17 protein-coding genes are annotated in these 19,138 nt (G+C 32.3%); 2 read left to right on the top strand and 15 right to left on the bottom strand.

All coding sequences use genetic code 11. The features are described from left to right. The first annotated feature begins 24 nt into the window (after positions 1-24). Together HNV08_RS13990 and miaA are read left to right on the top strand one after the other, a co-directional pair. Positions 25-900, top strand: coding sequence for an ion transporter (locus HNV08_RS13990; protein ID WP_173281979.1), 876 nt, complete (start codon positions 25-27; stop codon positions 898-900). Further along, positions 893-1,804 carry a tRNA (adenosine(37)-N6)-dimethylallyltransferase MiaA gene (gene miaA, locus HNV08_RS13985; RefSeq protein WP_173281978.1) on the top strand — a complete coding sequence of 304 codons (912 nt, stop codon included), beginning with the start codon at positions 893-895 and terminating at the stop codon, positions 1,802-1,804. Before HNV08_RS13990 ends, miaA begins: the two co-directional genes overlap by 8 nt. Before the next feature lie 2 nt (positions 1,805-1,806). On the opposite strand, the gene HNV08_RS13980 is transcribed toward miaA, so the two are convergent. The 15 genes from HNV08_RS13980 to HNV08_RS13910 form a co-directional block, all read right to left on the bottom strand. Next, a complete protein-coding gene (locus HNV08_RS13980; protein WP_173281977.1) occupies positions 1,807-2,205 on the bottom strand; it encodes a VanZ family protein in 399 nt (132 codons plus the stop codon). A gap of 74 nt (positions 2,206-2,279) precedes the next feature. Beyond that, positions 2,280-2,987: a response regulator transcription factor gene (locus tag HNV08_RS13975; protein ID WP_173281976.1), complete on the bottom strand. Its 708-nt coding sequence runs from the start codon at positions 2,985-2,987 to the stop codon at positions 2,280-2,282. A 10-nt stretch (positions 2,988-2,997) separates the two neighbouring features. Then, complete coding sequence (locus HNV08_RS13970) at positions 2,998-4,569, bottom strand: sensor histidine kinase (RefSeq protein WP_173281975.1); 1,572 nt, start codon at positions 4,567-4,569, stop codon at positions 2,998-3,000. A 69-nt stretch (positions 4,570-4,638) separates the two neighbouring features. Beyond that, positions 4,639-5,232 (bottom strand): dephospho-CoA kinase, encoded by a 594-nt coding sequence (gene coaE, locus HNV08_RS13965; protein WP_173281974.1) that lies wholly within the window; start codon positions 5,230-5,232, stop codon positions 4,639-4,641. Positions 5,233-5,235: 3 nt separating this feature from the next. Beyond that, positions 5,236-6,198 (bottom strand): YbbR-like domain-containing protein, encoded by a 963-nt coding sequence (locus tag HNV08_RS13960; protein WP_173281973.1) that lies wholly within the window; start codon positions 6,196-6,198, stop codon positions 5,236-5,238. Between the two features lies 1 nt (position 6,199). Then, entirely contained in the window at positions 6,200-7,201 is a 1,002-nt protein-coding gene (locus tag HNV08_RS13955; protein ID WP_173281972.1) for a glycosyltransferase, read from the bottom strand. A 132-nt stretch (positions 7,202-7,333) separates the two neighbouring features. After that, positions 7,334-11,452 carry a fibronectin type III domain-containing protein gene (locus tag HNV08_RS13950; RefSeq protein WP_173281971.1) on the bottom strand — a complete coding sequence of 1,373 codons (4,119 nt, stop codon included), beginning with the start codon at positions 11,450-11,452 and terminating at the stop codon, positions 7,334-7,336. Between the two features lie 239 nt (positions 11,453-11,691). Then, positions 11,692-12,510, bottom strand: coding sequence for an enoyl-ACP reductase FabI (locus HNV08_RS13945; RefSeq protein ID WP_173281970.1), 819 nt, complete (start codon positions 12,508-12,510; stop codon positions 11,692-11,694). Between the two features lie 68 nt (positions 12,511-12,578). After that, positions 12,579-14,231, bottom strand: coding sequence for a DNA repair protein RecN (gene recN / locus HNV08_RS13940; RefSeq protein ID WP_173281969.1), 1,653 nt, complete (start codon positions 14,229-14,231; stop codon positions 12,579-12,581). Between the two features lie 122 nt (positions 14,232-14,353). After that, entirely contained in the window at positions 14,354-15,241 is an 888-nt protein-coding gene (gene porD, locus HNV08_RS13935) for a type IX secretion system protein PorD (protein WP_173281968.1), read from the bottom strand. Beyond that, complete coding sequence (coaBC, locus tag HNV08_RS13930) at positions 15,234-16,445, bottom strand: bifunctional phosphopantothenoylcysteine decarboxylase/phosphopantothenate--cysteine ligase CoaBC (protein ID WP_173281967.1); 1,212 nt, start codon at positions 16,443-16,445, stop codon at positions 15,234-15,236. The genes porD and coaBC overlap by 8 nt, the downstream gene beginning before the upstream one ends. Positions 16,446-16,449: 4 nt before the next feature. Then, positions 16,450-16,776: a DNA-directed RNA polymerase subunit omega gene (locus tag HNV08_RS13925; protein WP_173281966.1), complete on the bottom strand. Its 327-nt coding sequence runs from the start codon at positions 16,774-16,776 to the stop codon at positions 16,450-16,452. Positions 16,777-16,788: 12 nt separating this feature from the next. Continuing rightward, positions 16,789-17,589 (bottom strand): outer membrane protein assembly factor BamD, encoded by an 801-nt coding sequence (locus HNV08_RS13920; RefSeq protein ID WP_241697232.1) that lies wholly within the window; start codon positions 17,587-17,589, stop codon positions 16,789-16,791. A 108-nt stretch (positions 17,590-17,697) separates the two neighbouring features. Further along, complete coding sequence (dapA, locus tag HNV08_RS13915) at positions 17,698-18,582, bottom strand: 4-hydroxy-tetrahydrodipicolinate synthase (RefSeq protein WP_173281964.1); 885 nt, start codon at positions 18,580-18,582, stop codon at positions 17,698-17,700. Further along, positions 18,582-19,100 (bottom strand): DUF6913 domain-containing protein, encoded by a 519-nt coding sequence (locus HNV08_RS13910; RefSeq protein ID WP_173281963.1) that lies wholly within the window; start codon positions 19,098-19,100, stop codon positions 18,582-18,584. The genes dapA and HNV08_RS13910 overlap by 1 nt, the downstream gene beginning before the upstream one ends. Positions 19,101-19,138 lie beyond the last annotated feature (38 nt).

Raw genomic sequence — 19,138 nt, 5'->3', positions numbered from 1 at the left:
CTTTACTTTTTGTACTTTTAAGCTATGGAAACGAGTAACAAACATAATTGGAAATCTAAACTGCATGAGATTATTTATGAAGCAGATACGCCATCAGGTAAATTATTTGATGTTTTACTTTTAGTTTTTATTTTAGTGAGTATTGTTCTTGTTATGCTAGAAAGTGTATCAAGTATTGACAATAAGTATCATAACATTCTTTATGTTTGTGAATGGATCGTAACCATATTGTTTTCTATAGAATATATTTTACGTGTTATTAGCGTAAGAAAACCTTTTAAATACATTTTTAGTTTTTTTGGCATCATAGATTTTCTATCTACCATTCCTATGTATTTAACCTTTTTATTTGGAGGTGCGCATGCTTTAGTTACTTTAAGAGCTTTACGATTACTAAGAGTATTTAGAATCTTAAAACTAGCTCGTTATTTAGGAGCCTCTAACCAATTAAAAGATTCTATAATTGCCAGTCGTGTAAAAATTCTTGTTTTTCTGTTTGCAGTTATGGTATCCTCTATAGTTTTTGGAACAATTATGTATTTAGTTGAAGGCGAAGCTAACGGCTTTACCAATATTCCAAAAAGTGTGTATTGGTGTATTGTAACCTTAACCACTGTAGGTTTTGGCGATATTGCTCCACAAACTCCTTTAGGGCAATTTATAACCACCATTATTATGATATTAGGTTACGGCATAATAGCTGTACCAACTGGTATTGTCTCGGCAGAATATGCAAAAAGTAGCTTAAAGGAAGATCATGAAAAAGACAATGCTTCACCAAGCCATACAGAGCCAGAAGTACAATTAAATTCTCAATGCTGTATCAATTGCTTAACGGTAAAACATCAAGACGATGCAGAATTTTGTCATAAATGCGGATGTAAATTAAAACATGACTAATTTTTTAATATCTATAGTTGGACCAACAGCGATAGGTAAAACAGCCTTAAGCATTAAATTGGCAAATCATTTTAATGCAGAAATAATTTCAGCAGATTCTCGTCAATTTTTTAAAGAAATGGCTATCGGAACTGCTGTACCTTTTAAAGAAGAATTAGAAGCTGCTACACACTATTTTATTCAAAACAAATCTATTACAGATCACTATAATGTAGGCGACTTTGAACAAGAAGCCATTACCAAAATAGAAAATTTACACCATAAAAACCCGGTTGTGGTTATGGTTGGCGGATCTGGCCTATATGTAAAAGCAGTTACAAAAGGGCTAGATTATTTCCCTGAGATTGATCCCAATATTAGAACTGAACTTAATACTCAATTTGAAAACAATGGCCTTTCCGCTTTGCAAAATCAATTGCAGATGCTAGATCCAGAAGCCTTTAAAACCATCGCTATTGCTAACCCACAACGTGTAATAAGAGCATTAGAAATTTGTATTGGCACAGGAAAACCTTACTCATCGTTTCTTACGAATTCTGAAAAAAATAGAGATTTTAAAACCATCAGTATTGGTCTAAATGCAGAACGCTCTATTATTTATGATAGAATTAATCAGCGTGTGGATATAATGATTGAAAACGGGTTATTAGAAGAAGTGAAGTCTCTTCTACCCTACAAACACCTTAATGCGCTGAATACGGTTGGCTATAAAGAATTGTTTAATTATTTTGAAGGCACTTGGACGCTTGATTTTGCGATTTCTGAAATAAAAAAGAATACAAGACGCTTTGCTAAACGTCAGCTAACTTGGTTTAAAAAAGATGAATCTATTACTTGGTTTGATTTTAAAACAGATATTAACGAAATAATTGAGCATATAAAGACTACAATTAAAATATCTTAATTCTAAGTTTTTGTGCTCCTACGTTGAAAAGATAGATTATACCATATTTTACCTAGGTAACTAAACAACAAAATCCCCAAAACATCTGCTAAGAGATCAGTTATATCTAATGTTCTATTTGGTATAAAACCTTGACTTATTTCTTCTATTAAAACAACAATAGCGACGATACACGTGCCAATGGGCAGCTTAATAAATAATTTAAATTCTTTGTACTTAAGTGCAAAGTTTATTAGTAACGTTAAGACGCCAAACAAGAAAAAATGTCCCATCTTATCACCAAATGGTAATCCGTTTACAACATCAAAAAAAATTGAATCAAGACCTGTATTTGCTGCATAAATTATATAACAAATAAAAAGCACAAACACCAAGGCAATGGCTTTAAACAACGTATTCATATTGGTACTAAAAATGAGACTTAAAAAAAAATCCAGCTCAAAGAACTGGATCACTATTTGGTATCAATAACACCTTATTGGTTATTAATTACTAATCTAAACCCTTCACCATGAATGTTTAAAATTTCAACATTAGGATCTAGCTTTAAATATTTACGCAATTTTGCTATATAAACGTCCATACTTCGCGATGTAAAATAATTATCATCTCTCCATATTTTTGTAAGGGCTAATTCTCTAGGCATTAAATCATTTTCGTGCAAGGCTAATAAACGCAATAGCTCATTTTCTTTTGGAGATAATTTTGTAGGATCACCACCATCAAACTTTAAGAAGCGTAATTTAGAATTAAGGTCAAAACGACCAATTTTAAATTCAAATTGTTTACTATCTGCAACTGTATCAGTAGCTTTACGTTGCATTATAGCCTTTATTTTCATTAAAAGAACTTCACTATCAAAAGGTTTGTTAAGATAATCATCAGCACCCACTTTGTAGCCTTTTAGAACATCTTCTTTCATCGCTTTTGCCGTTAAGAAAATAATAGGAACATCTGTGTTTTTTTCTCGTATTTCTTTAGCTAATGTAAATCCATCCTTATAAGGCATCATCACATCTAAAATACAAAGATCATAATCATCTTTTTTGAACTTCTCAAAACCTTCCATACCATTTTTTGCATGGACAACGTCATAATCGTTCATCATTAAATAGTCCTTTAAAACGGTGCCGAAGTTAGGATCATCCTCAACTAATAGTATTTTTTTATTTTGCTCTTCCATAATTCTGTTTTTATGATATTAACGGCATTTTTATAATAAAAGTACTGCCTTTTCCTTTTTCACTTTCTACTGATATATGACCTTGATGGTCGTCTACTATTCTTTTTACATAAGCTAAACCTAGCCCATGCCCTTTTACATTATGTACATTGCCAGTGTGTTCTCTATAAAATTTTTCAAAAACACGTTTAGCTACTGCTTTAGACATACCGTTTCCTTGATCTGCTACTTTTAAAATAATGTTGTTACCTACATTTTCGGTATATACATCAATTTTCGGTGCATTTTCCGAATACTTAATGGCATTATCTAATATATTAACTAACACATTTGTAAAATGTGATTCGTTCGCTAAAATTGAAGTATGCTCTGCGTTTAAATGCGTTTTTACGTATCCTTTTCTATCTTCTATAATGAGTTCTACATGTGTAATAGCATCTTCTATTAAGTCGTGCAACTCATGTCTTTCCTTACTAATATTAAGTTCGTTTTTTTCTAATTTAGAAATTCGTAAAACATTTTCTACTTGAGCGTGCATACGTTTATTTTCCTCCTTAATCATTCCTAAATAACGTAAAACCTTGTCTTGGTCATTAAGAATTTTTGGGTTTTTTATGGAGTCTAATGCCAAGTTTATGGTAGCTATTGGCGTTTTAAACTCGTGCGTCATATTATTAATAAAATCGGTCTTAATCTGTGATATTTGACGTTGTCTTATTAATTGATAAATAGCACTTGCGTATGCAATAATTATAATACTAGTAAAAACTATAGATAACACTATCATCCAAATTATGGATGATAACAGGTATTTTTTTCTTTCCGGAAACTCTACCCATAAATTATAACTACTCTTATCATTATTATCTAAAAAAATTTGAACACCTTTATAGGCATTGGACATATCAAAATTTTCCGATTGTATTTTAGTCGCTAAATCATTGTCATATATCCCAAATTCAAAATCTAAATCTATGCCTTCATCCTTTAATTCTTTATCTAAAAATAATTCAACTTGTTGGGTCGTAATACGTTTATAAATAGGAATTGTTTTTAACAATGGTTTAAAAACATCCTCATACATTTGCCTTACAATCGTAGGCATTGAGGTAATCTCTACCAGACGTTGTATTGGCTCTACAGACTTGCTACCATCTAATCTTACATTATTATAAACTTCCGTGACCTTTTCGTTAGTCAGTTTACTAATATTTAAACTATCTGCATCAATTTCAAAGAACAAAGAAGGTGGAACTTTATAATATTCCTCAAAAACTGTACTGCGATTTACAATTGTGAGATCATTAATTTCATCTTCTGTTTTAACAAAAAGCTGTCTAATCTTTACAGAATCTACTTTGTTATCTTTATTAAGAGCTGGTTGTAATTTAGAGTATGCATCTCTAAACTCCATATCTTCAATTGATTTAGAGACAAGGCTTAAAGAGCGCTTTACACTCAATGTAAAGTTTTTATCCTCATTCTCTATGCTCTTATTAATAAAAAAATACTGTACAAAAATTATACCGATGAGTGACAAACTCATAAGGACTATCAATAATACAAATAGCTTTTTGCTCATCAGCCAAATTTAACATTTTAACATTTAGCACAAATTATGTTTAACCTAACGTTAACAAAAGAAAGAATTTTATTTGCGCTTTATTCTTTTTAGAATATCCTCATGAACCTTACGCGCTTGGTCCTTAGCTACTAACAAATCATTATTAACAATGACAAAATCAGATTTTCTAATCTTTTCTGCATCAGATAATTGATTGTTAATAATGGCTTTTATTTTTTTCTCTGAAGACTGATCTCGTTTAATAACACGCTGTATTCTTATATCCTCATCTGCGATCACTGTAATAATGTAATGGTATTGATGTTCTAGATTGTTTTCAAAAATAATAGCAGCTTCCTTTATCACATATAAGGCATCTTGTTTTTTAAGCCAACGCTTAAAATGTGAAGCAACTTTTGGGTGTATTATTGCATTCATTTTTTCTAATAACCCTTTATCGTTAAAAATCTTTGACGCTAAAAAAGCCTTATTTAACGCATTATCTTTATAGGCCTCTTCACCAAATAAGTGTATTAGTTTTCTTCTAATAACCTTAGATCTATGCATTAGTGCTTTTGCCTCATCGTCTGCAATATATACAGGCACTCCTAAAGATTTAAAATAATTAAGAACCGTAGTTTTACCACTACCAATGCCACCTGTTAAACCAACTACTATCATAATTTATAACTTAATAAAATCAATCCGTTTTTGCTTAATATTTACATGCTTAACACTTGAAGGTTTTTTTACCACCTTTGGCATTAAAAAATCTTGATTATGTACTAGGTCTGCAAAGTTGCATACTACACTAAAATATTCGGTCTTTACGGAATTATAATTTTCTAGATCTACATAAAATGAAACACTTACCGTTTTTGGAAAGTAATTTATCGTTACGTCGTTGGGTTGATTTATAATTTCAACTGGTATGACCATAATGCCTTCTGTAAACCGCGACACTTTACCTTTAATATGCACAGTTTCAGGATAGACCTCTATGTTTTCAAACTTCGAAACATCGAGCTTTACAGTTTTATTGATATCATTCTTTACCTTATTTAATATGACATCTGTTGTGCTTATTTTTGTAATGGAATCTAAAAGAACTGATGAGCCTACTACTTTTACACTATCAATACTCAATTCAAAATCATCTTTTAAATCATAACCAACTGCGTAATTTATATGCTCTATTAATGTAACAGGTACAAGTTTTGAAGCACTTTTAGAATAAGAAATATAAACTGTATCTGGCAAAACTGACAACAATTTAAACGAACTTCCCAGTTGTCCTTCAATTAAAAACTTATGTTTTTGAACATCAAAAATATAAGATCGTCCTTTTGTTGATATATTACTATTAGAATTTACAATTAACTCTTTTGAATCATTAAAAACCAAAGGCAGTAACGAAAATCCTTTTGCTTCTACGTAAGCTTCGATGTAATTGGATGTATCATTTTCAATAATAACCTCATCCTCTAAATTAACTAATTTTACTTTTAGTTTTATCGTTTGCTTATAATCACTCGATAGTTTTGAAAAAATTAATAATATAAACGCTGCAATAAAAAACAAACTAAATCGCTTATAGTTTCTTTTTTTAAAGTAGTCTAAAATGCTTATATTATTCCTAGATCTCATACTAAAAAAACAATTTTGGAAATACGTCTTTAGGATTTCTTTTTAATATAGCGACATAAAACGTTGATTTTAAAAACCCAATTCCATATCCAAAAAACTGAATCAGTATTGCTAATATAGACTGTACTGCTATAATTATATTCTTGTTAGTCATTAAAGCTAACAAAAACGCAATGACAAAATATAACCCAAATAAATAAAATGGTATATAAATGTTTATTAGTAACAAAAGCAAGGAAAAAACAAAACCTAAACTAAATAAACTTGGAAACCAATACACCACACTTTTAGAATTTGGATGCCATTGATTTAAAATGGGTCTTACCATACCAAATTTATTAACCTGCTTATAAAATTTAGACCAAGAAATTCGTCGTTTATGGTAGACAAAAGCATCTTTAATCAAAGTGGTTTTAAATCCCAATTTGTGAAGTCTTAAGGATAAATCGGGATCCTCACCTGGATGAATCTTACCAAAACCTTCTGAAGCCAAAAACGCGTTTTTAGACAATCCCATATTAAAACTTCTTGGCTGAAAATCCTCCACCTGATGTTCGCCTCCTCTAATGCCACCTGTTGTAATAAATGATGTCATTGCAAAATTTATGGCTTTCTGTACATTTGAAAAGGAATCATGTGCAGCGTCAGGACCACCAAAACAGTCGTAATAATTTGCACGTAAAAACGTATTTACCTCATTTAAATAGTTTGATGGCATGATAACATCAGAATCTAAAATAATATAATAATTACCTTTTGCCTTTTTCATTCCGAAATTTCTAGAATCTCCTGGACCTGAATTGGACTTAAAATAATAAGATATATCTAGCTGATCACTATAATGTTTCACAACATTTTCTGAAGATTCTGTAGAGCCATCTTCCACAATTACAATCTCAAATGGTATAGCATCATCAAAATTTAGAAAACTCTCTAGAAGTTCCTTAATCTCATCTGGTCTATTATATACAGGAATAATAAATGAAAAACGAATTACTTTCATAGATCACAAAGGTAAATAAACCAAAAACAAAATGAAGCGAATAGAACAAATAAGGCTGTTGATGGCTAAACTATTTCACAAAAAAAAGGCCACTGTTAAAAGTGGCCTTTATATTTATAATTGCGATTAAAATTACTCTTTAATCACTTTTATTGTTTGAGTAACATTTGCAATAGTTACTTTAACAAAATATGCACCATTTTGTAATTGAGACATATCTACTTCACTGTCTATTGCATTAGGCGTAGCTCTTAAAACTTCTTGACCTAATACATTGAACATTGCTACTTGCTCTATATTATTTTGAGCATTCAATGTTAATGTGTGCTTCACTGGGTTAGGATAATAAGTAAAAGCAGACTCGCTTTCAAAATCATCAGTCCCTAATACTTGATTCGTTACGATATCTAAACAGAAACTACCTTCTGAACCAAAATATCCAGAAACCTGAACATAGTATGTTTCTCCAACAGTAACCGCTAAATCGCTAATAATAGAATTCCATGAAGAACCATTAGATAAAATAGTTGTACCACTATCTTGATCACATCCTAATTCTACCAACGAACCAGAAACTCCAGAATACACTGCGATTTCAGAATCAACTAATGTTCCACCTGTAAAATCTGTAGAAACATCTACTGTTGCTACACCAGCTGGCACTGTAAATGTAAACCAAACATCGTTCGATCCACCAAGGAAACAAGAACCATCACCTTCTCCAGAATCTGTACTAGCAGTAATATTACCATTAGTATTAGTACCATCACAGTAGCCTTCATCTACCACTACAGCAATAGCTGCTGCTATGTCATCATTGACTGGAGGACATGCAAAAGTAAAGTCTCCTAAACTAAAGTTACATGATACGTCAGCGTGCTCAACAGTAAGAGTTACTGTCGTCCCTTCCGTATATGGACCTGCCACTAATACGCCTGTCCCTGTAATTGCATATACATTAGTTCCATCACTAATTTGAGTAGCGTCACCTACAGTAGTAACATCAACGTTAACACTAAATTGTCCATTCGCACAATCATCAACTACTACCGAAGAATCAACCTCAGCACTAACACAAGCTAAAGGTGTTCTTACTTTAAATTCATCTACAAAGAAATCATAATCTTCTGTATCATCAACAGTTCCATCAGTTGCCCAAATAGCAAATTGAGCAGTACCTGTATATGCAGATAAATCAATTATTATTTCATCTCCAGTTTCTGAAGGGAAATTAGATTGATTATACGTTGCTAAATTAGTCCAAGTTGCTCCAGAATCTGTTGAAATTAATACCTGAACTTCATCATCAGAACCCATACCATTTAACTCAGGTACATTAGAGTTATTCCAATCCGTAACGGCAACTGTATAAACCAACTCATATCCACCAGCTGATAAATCAAATGAAGGAGATAGTAACCAATCTTCTCTATTATTGAAATACAAGTTAATTTTAGCAGAATTATTGCTACCACCAGCATTTACAAAATCAGTATGATTCCATAAACCAGAATTTAAATCAGATGGACCCGTTGTAGGATCACCAGCACCAGCTTCTATCCAACAGTCTGGTACAAACGTATCAAAACTTTCAGTATAGTCTGGTGTAAATGTTGAACATGCCGTAGTAAATGCAAATGGACCAACCCATTCCGATGTACCATTAGCAACACAATCAGCTCTTACATAAAATTCATAATCATTCTGAGCTGTTAATCCTGTAGCCATATAAGGGTTAGAAACTCCTGTTTCCGTTGGAGTTCCTGTAGCTGCACCAGCTGCAGTAACATCCACTAATTCAATATCCCATAAGCCTTCAGTTGCTCCCATTGTCCATTCTAAACTAGCTGAATCATCTGTAATATTAGTTGCATCTAATGCGCTTGGTTCAGGACATAATACCGTAGTCGAAAAAGCAAACGGTCCAACCCATGCTGATGTGCCACTTGCGCCACAATCTGCTTGAACGTAAAACTCGTAATCATTATCAGCTGTTAAACCAGAAAGCATATAAGGATTTGCCACACCTGTAGCTGTAGCCGTTCCTGTAACAGAATTTCCTGCTGTAACATCTACCAATTCAATATTCCATGATGTTGCAGAACCAGCTTCTACCCAACTTAACTCTGCAGAATCAAAAGTAATATTTGAAGCTGCTAAAGTTGTAGGATCAAAACATGAAGGTGCTTCGTCAAATGAAACATCATCAATTGCTATATCATTATAGAAATTTGAATTTGACTCTGTATCTACAATAAATCTAGCTTGAATGTTTCCAGTTATAGTTAAAGACGATAAGTCAATAATAATCGCTTCCCATTCATCTAAATTTCCATCAGCATCTGTGTAAACTTGGTTCCAAGCTGCACCATCCCAAACTTCAACCGTTAATGTATTTGAATTTGTTCCTGATGAAACAAAATGATAAGCATAAAATTTTAACGCAGGTGCAGTTAGTCCTGAAACATCTACCATTGGTGATGTTAACGTTGCATCAGTAGTAGTTGTTGCAGTTGAAGCATCAACAAACGCAAAATAACCAGAACCTGATGTATGATCAGTATATGAATTTCCAAATGTAGGCGTCGTAGCAAATGCCCAAACTCTAGCCGTTGATGAAGAACTTGTCCAACAAGAAGGAATATCACCTGCATTTTCAAAATCTTGAGAATAAGGTGCTACTTCAGCATCACATGCTGTAGAAAAAGCAACTGGCCCAATCCAAGTAGACGTTCCACCTGCACCACAATCTGATCTTAAATATACTTCGTAATCATTATTAGCATCAAGACCCGTTAAAGTATAAGGGTTAGTTGTAATACCTGTTGTTGTTGCTGTTCCTGTTGCAGTAGCTCCAGCCGTAATATCAACCAATTCAATATCCCATAACGTCTCAGCATCTCCAATAGTCCATGCTAAATCTACTGAATTCATTGTTTCACCTGAAGCCATTAAAGCTGAAGGCTCAATACAAGAAGGTGTTTCCCTTACTTGAAATTTACTTACATGGAAATAAACATCCTCTGTATCATTTACCTCTCCTTCATCACCTAAAAAGGCAAATTGTACAGTCCCTGTAATTGCAGATAGATCATATGTAATTTCTTCTCCAACATCAGTTGGTACATTTCCTTGAGTCCAAGATTGCATTGAAACCCAAGTTGTACCTCCATCTGTAGTCATTAATAATTCTATATTATCATCAGATCCTAAATCTGCATTAGCACCACTTGTTGAACTTTCTGTTAAAGCTACATATACATTCAGTTCGCTAGGTGCAGCAGTCGATAAATCAAACATTGGAGATATTATCCAATCGCTTCTTACATCAGACCACATGTTAATGGCATTACTTGGTGTGCCATTATGATTAGACGCATACCATAATCCTGAACCTAAATCCATTGGTCCACTTGCAGCGTCACCACTGTTTGCCTCTTCCCAACAATCAGGAGCATTTGCAGACATATCAGCTAAATAATCTGGAGTGATTGATGAACATATCGTTGAAAATGCAAATGGTCCAGCCCATTCTGATACACCATCTGCCATACCACAATCTGCTTGTACATAAAACTCATAATCACTATTCTCTGTTAAGTTCATAGCTGAATATGGGTTTGAAACGCCAGTTGCTGTAGGTGTACCTGTAGCCGCATTTCCTGCATCAACAATTTCTATATTCCATACAGTAGCTGTTCCTGCCTCTGTCCAAGCTAATTCTGCTGAAGAATCAGTAATACCAGTCGCAGTTAAATCTGTTGGAACTAAACATGTAGGTGGAGGAGTTACAGCACTAGTCATAGTAAATGTCGTTGGTCCTTGAATCCAATCTGATAATACAATGTAATAAACGACTCCTGCTGTTAAAGCAGGTGTAGTTAATACTAGATCAGCAGAAGATCCACCATTAGTAGTAGATGCAACACAACTTGGTGATGAATCAGGACAATTATCAATTACAAATACACCATAGTAAGTATTGGTAAGGTCAGATATTGTAATATCTAGAGTTTCACCTGTCTCAACAGCAGTGTACTGAAACCAATATTCAAGATCATTGTAGCTTCCGCTACAAGGGTTAACTTCTGGTGCAGTATTAGAATCGGAGAAGCTTCCTGATTGTCCAGTTGTATCACCTACTTGTGGTGTCCCTGGAGTTAATACTAATGCATTCGCGCAATCAGCCTGGGAAAAGCCAAAGGTGATAAAGCAAAATGCAATAATTGTTAGTAGTAAATTTTTTTTCATAAAAATGGATTAATAGTTAGTAATTCCCTAAAAATATGTTAATTCTATGCAACACTGATAGCTTTAACTTTCAAATCGATGAAATGTAGAAAAGGACGATAAATAACGTAAATCTCATTTACTATATCTCATTTTTAAATAAAGAGTCATTAAATTTTAAAATTCGGTAAATTCAAAAACAAAAAAAGGCTATAATACACCAACTTGTATTATAGCCTTTCTTACGTAAACGTAATTAATTATTGATTATTAACAAAGGTTTCCATTACGCTATCACTTACACCCATATTACTAAATCCACCATCATTATATAAATTCTGTAGAGTTACTCGTTTCGTTAAATCACTGAATAGTGTTATGGTATAATTTGCACAATCCATGGCAGAGGCATTTCCTAATGGCGACATTTTTTCTGCGTAAGCAATAAAGCCATCAAAACCTTTAACACCACTACCTGCTGTTGTTGGTGTTGGTGATTGAGATATTGTATTTACTCTTACTTTTTTATCACGTCCAAAGAAATAACCAAAGCTACGTGCAATACTTTCTAAATAAGCTTTATTATCTGCCATATCATTATAATCTGGAAACACGCGTTGTGCAGCCATATATGTTAAGGCAACAATACTTCCCCATTCATTCATGGCATCTGCCTTGTATAATGTTTGCATCACTTTGTGAAAAGACATTGCAGATACGTCTGTACCTTTTTGAGTCCATGCGTAATTTTGATCTGTATAATGTTTTCCTTTTCTAACATTAATAGACATTCCTATAGAGTGTAAAACAAAATCAATTTTACCACCTAAAATCTCCATTGATTGTTCTACTAAGTTTTGTAAATCCTCTTCAGAGGTTGCGTCAGCTGGGATTATTTGAGACCCTGTTTGTTCTGCGAGTTCATTTATTTGGCCCATTCTCATTGCAACTGGTGCATTGGTAAGAACAAATGTTCCGCCTTCTTCATGGACTCTAACTGCTGTTTTCCATGCAATAGAATTTTCATCTAATGCTCCAAAAATGATTCCTCTTTTTCCTTTTAGTAAGTTGTAAGACATAGTGTTTAGTTGTTAGTTAATTAAATCTAGTCAAAAATTATTAAGTTTATTTGCGCTTTAAAAAATTATTAATTTAATAGCTGTTTGGCGTGTGCCAAAGCAGAATCTGTAATACTTAAACCTCCCAACATTTGGGCAATTTCTACCACACGTTCTTCTTCATTTAGTTTTTTAAGCTGTGTATGCGTTATGTCTTTAATATCAGTCTTAAATACTTTAAAATGTGAATCCCCTTTTGCCGCAATTTGCGGTAAATGTGTAATCGTAAATACTTGCATATGCGTACTCATTTGCTTCATTATCTCACCCATTTTATTCGAAATTTCTCCAGAAACACCTGTATCAATTTCGTCAAACATAATTGAAGGTAATTGTATATAAGTTGCCAATATAGATTTAATCGCTAACATTATACGTGATAACTCACCACCTGAAGCCGATTTTTTGAGCTCATTAAAATTAGACCCTTTGTTTGCCATAAACAGAAACTGCAAATTATCTTTTCCATTAGCTGCAAAGGCATCTCTAGATTCTAAATTTACTTTAAATTTCGCATTAGGCATTCCTAATTCGTTTAAAATTAATTCTAATTTAGACACAAATACTGGAATAACTTGTTCTCTTTTTTTATGAATTTTTAATGCAATTTTATTTAAATGCCCTTCTACCTCTACGAGTTCTTGTTCTTTTAAACTGATGACTTCATCAAGACTTTCAGTATTATCAATTTTTGATTTTAATTCTGTTTTAATAGCATTTAATTCTAAAATACTAGAAACCGAATGCTTTTGAAATAAATTATTGACCACCTGAAGCTTATAATTTATCTGCTCTAACTCTTGAGGGTCTGTCGCTAATTTTTCATCTAAATTATCTATTTCTATAAGTATATCATCAATTTCTATTCCTATACTTACAATGCGTTCCTTTAAAGTTTCATACGATGGACCGAAGCTTTCAATTTTAGAAAGTTCTTGTCGTATTAAATTAATCTGATCTACAACGCCTAATGACTCTGCCTCTAATATAGATTTTGAGCTACTTAACTTCTCTCCTATAATTTCTACATTATTAAGCGCTTCGTACTGCGTTTCTAATTCTTCTAAATTTATTTTTTCTAAATTAATCTCTGTTAACTCTTTAGACAAAAACAAATTATAATCGTATTCTTTTATTAACTCAGCTCGAGATCCTTTTAATTCTTCTAAGGCTTTTTGAATTGACTTATATGCCGTTAATTTATTAGAAAATTGTTCTAAATTCAGCTGGTTTTCGGCTAGCGCATCGATGACCTTAAACTGATAATCATCTTGTGTTAGTTGCTGAGTTTGGTGTTGTGAATGAATATCTATTAAATACTTACTCAATGCTATTAATCGTTCTAGGTTTACTGGTGTATCATTAATAAAAGCCCTAGATTTACCTGATGGTAAAATTTCTCGCCTTATTATAGTTTGCACGTCATAGTCTAAGTCTAATTCTGCAAATAATGCTTTTAAATTATAGTTACCAAGATCAAAGCTCGCTTCAATAATACACTTCTCCGCAGTGTTTTTTACCTGACTTAAATCTGCTCGTTTCCCTAAAACCAACGACAAACCACCTAATAGAATAGATTTCCCTGCTCCTGTTTCACCCGTTATAATAGTAAGACCATTATTAAAGGAAACGCTTAACTCATCAATGAGCGCATAGTTTTTTATGTAAAGTGATGTAAGCAATCTTATATAGTTTTTTACACTACGAAATTAAGTGATTATCGCTAAAAAAATGAAAAGGAATGAAGAAAAAAAATTAAGTTTCTAAAATAAAACTAGATCACAAAATTAGGGTAACGCTAAAACTAATATGTTATATTTTGCCACTTTTGAGAATACATTGGCGCAATTTTGATAAGCAATTCTTTTGCCTGAGCAATATTTACTTTAGGTCCGCCATTGAGGATATCTAAAATTTCATCTGCCTTAGCATCAAAAAAGACACGCATTAAAAAAGAATTTGGACGAATTTTATGCACTTTTTGCAATTCATTAAAAACCGAAATAATTTTAGTTTTTCCATCTTTTTGATTTTCATTCATTATATCTAAACCCTCTATATGATACATATAATTTGCTTTCCTAATACTTTTAAAAGACGGCGACATTATGTTATCTATCAATGCAAAACGAGATTGTAATCCATCTTCTAATTTCCAACCTTGACCACTTAATTGCTGAGAATAACCTGCTATAGTTTGTGCTTGTTTAAAATAGTCATCACCTCCATTTAGCTCAAATGAATCAGCATCCATCCCTAAAATCATGTAAACATGAAAAGCTAAAACTGAAACTAAGTTAGATTCGAATTGACTTTCGTTAAAAACTAAATTTTGAAATTCTAAATATTGAAAATTAAAATCCTTGTCATTATAATTATAAACTGGTGAACTGTACGTAGAATTATATATTGGACGCGAAGATGACACTTGTATTGTTGCAGAAAAAGCATCATTATTGTTTTCTCTTACATTTATAACCATACCACAATTAATACGCTCATGTGGTTTAAATGATTTATTTGTCCATTTTGTATTATTAATAAATTCTGTTAACTGCTTTTCTAAGGTTTTAAAAATGACATCATTTTCGTTACCTGTTTGTTGCGCTATAACATTGACTGTACAATTAAGCTCTTGCGAAAACGCATTGCTTAATATCAAAAAAGAAAATAAAAATAAAAGTTTACGCATTTGATTGTGTTAATATAAGTTTCATTAAATCGTCTGCCACTTCCGCTTTAGACTTTAAGTCATTTTCTATAACTTTATTTGCCGATGTTATAAATGTAACTTTATTTGTTGACACGCCAAAACCTGCTCCTTTGTCTCGTAATGAATTGAGCACTATTAGATCCAAGTTTTTTGACTTAAGCTTCCCTTTAGCATGTTCAATTTCATTATTTGTTTCTAATGCAAAACCTACTAAAAACTGGTGTGTCTTTATGTCTCCAAGCGATTTTAAAATATCCTTTGTTTTTTCTAACTCTATAGTAAACGTAGATGTCTTCTTTTTTATTTTCTGACTGGCCACATTTTTAGGTCTATAATCTGCTACTGCTGCAGATAGTATAGCGATGTCCATTGATTTAAAATGCTTATGAACCTCTGTATACATCTCTTCTGCACTTACTACAGATTGAATAGAAACTAAACTATTAGATAAGGTTTGATGTGTAGGACCTGAAACCAAAATAACCTCAGCACCTAATTTTGATGCTGCCTTAGCAATCTCAAATCCCATTTTCCCACTAGAATGGTTACCAATAAACCGAACAGGATCTATGGCCTCATATGTTGGACCAGCTGTAATTAAAACCTTTTTTCCGTTAAGTGGTAATTGATTTAAAATGTCTTTTTCAATAAATTCTACAATATCTTCTGGTTCTGCCATTCTACCTTCGCCAACTAAACCACTGGCAAGTTCGCCCGTTCCTGCCGGAACCATTTTATTTCCAAATGCCTTTAATTTTTCAAACGAAGCTTTTGTAGACTGATGCTTATACATATCTAAATCCATTGCTGGTGCAAAATACACAGGACATTTAGCAGATAAATACGTTGCCAATAAAATATTATCACAAACACCATTTGCCATTTTAGCCATAGTATTTGCGGTTGCAGGCGCAATTATAAAAAGATCCGCCCAAAGGCCTAAATCAACGTGATTATTCCAAACCTGACTGTCATCCTCCTCTTCTGTAAAAGATGAGAACACAGGATTTTTAGATAAAGTAGAAAGGGTAAGTGGTGTTATAAAATCCTTAGAAGCAGGTGTCATAACGACTTTAACGTTAGCACCTGCTTTTATGAATAATCGTACTAAGTTAGCAGATTTGTATGCGGCAATACCAGCTGTAATGCCTAATAAAATGTTTTTGTCTTTTAAAATAGACATTTAATTAAGGCTGAGGATCGTCAGTATTTCTATGATAAATCTTATCATCTAACCATTCCTTTACAGCTAATGCATGTGGCTTTGGTAATTTTTCATAAAACTTAGAAACTTCTATTTGTTCTTTGTTTTCAAAAATTTCTTCAAGACTATCGTTATATGTTGCAAACTCTTCTAGCTTGTCAATTAACTCTCTTCTTATATCTGTATTAATTTGCTCTGCACGCTTTGCAATAACAGAAATTGCCTCATAAATATTGTCTGTAGGCGCATCTATCTCATTTCTATTGTAAGTTACTGAACTTACTGGTGCATCTGTCTTTTTTAAATCCATTGTTATAATAGTTTAACTTTTTGTCATTATTGTCTTTAACTCCTCTTGTAAATGGTTATACATTACGGTTGCATTCTCAAGATTTGTTGTGTTGGGATATGCTTTCTTTAATGCATTATAATAACCTATGGCGTCATTTAATCGTTCTTCTTTTAAATAATCTACACTTAAAATCGCTAAATTATAAGCAGCATCGAGTCTGTAGTAAAACGCTTCACTTCTCAAGGTAGTTCCTGGAAACTCTAACAAGAAGTTATTAAATGACTTAATTGAAGCTTTATAATCCTTTATTAAATCGTATTGCTTAGCAATTTCAAATGCTTTCTTCTCTAATTTAAAATCTAGTTCTTTTACAAGTGAATTCGCTTCATTTAAATATTGAGAATTTGGATGCGCATTCACAAATAATTGAAACTTTTCAATGGCCTCAATCGTTTCTTTTTGTTCCTTAGAATACACTGGTGAATTATAATAATAGCCTTTTGCAGATAAAAATGACGCTTCTTCAGCCTTTTCACTTTGAGGATATATATCTGTAAATTTATCTAAATGGTAACTCGACCTGTAATATTCTTTCATATTATACAAACACATGGCATGCATAAATGTTAATTTTTCTGCTTGAGGCTTCCCTCTATACTTTTGAAGAATTTGATCTAATAGTCTAAATGATTTAGACCACTTTCCAGTATTGTAAAGTTCTTCTGCCATTTCAAACTTAGCTGATGTATCTTCAGATTTTAAGGTTTTCTGAAAATCACTACACGACACCAAAACTATGGCTAGAACTAATATATAGAATCCTCTCTTCATAAATTTTAAACAGAATGCAAAAGTAAACATTATAAACGGAATTTAAAAACAATTATTATTGGCTAAATTAATGGTTGTTTCTAGGCTAACTTCGTATTTATATAAAGTTTAACTTTTACCTAATACTTTTAGCGCTTCTTTTATCTCGTGCTTTAGGTTTTCTGTAGCTTCTACTAATGGCAAACGCACATACGAATTTGAAATATTAAGACATTCTAAAACGGCTTTTATTCCTGCAGGATTATTCTCTGAAAATATTAAACCTACTATTGGCATTAATTTAAAATGAATATCATAAGCTTCCTTGGCTTTTCGAGCTATACCTAATCGTATCATTTCAGAAAATTCCTTTGGTAACGCTTGTCCTATAACCGAAATAACACCAGAACCACCTGCTAAAGCTACACCCAAAGCTAAATCATCATCACCAGATAGTACCAAAAATTCTTTTGGCTTTGTTCTTAATAGCTCTAAATACTGATGCACATTATTACCTGCTTCTTTTACGGCAACTATATTATCAAAATCTTTTGCTAATCTTATTGTTGTTTCTGGTAGCATATTAGAAGACGTTCTACCTGGAACATTATATAATATTATAGGTTTAGGTGCTACTGTTGCAATCGCCTTGAAATGTTGATAAATCCCTTCTTGTGTTGGCTTGCTATAATATGGAGATACTGACAGAATACCATCTATAGCAGAAAAATCTGTAGTCTTTATTTCTTTTACTACAGTTGCAGTGTTGTTACCTCCTATACCTAAAACTAAAGGTAGTCTTCCATTATTTACTTTAACAATAAAAGCAATTAATTCCTTTTTTTCTTCAGCAGTTACTGTAACACTTTCTCCTGTTGTTCCGCTTATGACCAAATAATCAGTTCCGTTGGCTATGTTATATTCTACAAGACGCTCTAATGCATCAAAGTCTATACTCAAATCTGAATTAAAAGGTGTGATTAGTGCAACACCAGTTCCTATAAACTTTTTCATTATAATTTTTTTAGTATGTTTAAATATTTCTTTAATTCTTGTTTAAAAATGTTGATGTTTTTTAACTCTACATCAATTATTAAATCATAAAGTCTTTCATCTTCTTTTGATATTCCAACTTTAAAATTGGCATTAGAGACTGCTGTCATTTGATTTAATTGTAAAACCGGATTTTTAAAAAAACAAATCAACATATCAAATGGTTCGTCAATAAAAGATTGCAAATCTAAATTTTTTATTTTTCCGTTCCAGCCAAAATCTTTAGGACTAAAATGCGCATTCCATTGATTATGCTCTAACTTATCGTCCATAGTAAAGGCCACAATTTTATGCTTAGGAGAATTTAATCCTAATTCTTTAAAATACACCCTAAACACCTCAAATTCATGAAATTCACTAGCATTTAATAAAACCGCAACTGTCTTAACTTTATCATTGTTTACAGAAGATTTACGTTCTGCCAACAATTTGTTCACATATTTTCGATTTGATTTTTCTTTAAATGCTTTTAAAATCATTTATCTTTAGCCTTTGTGCAAATTTAATAAAAGCACTC

Origin of the sequence: Winogradskyella eckloniae (assembly GCF_013249045.1) — a bacterium.
Taxonomy (GTDB): Bacteria; Bacteroidota; Bacteroidia; order Flavobacteriales; family Flavobacteriaceae; genus Winogradskyella; species Winogradskyella eckloniae.
This window is presented reverse-complemented; position numbering and strand designations above follow the sequence as displayed.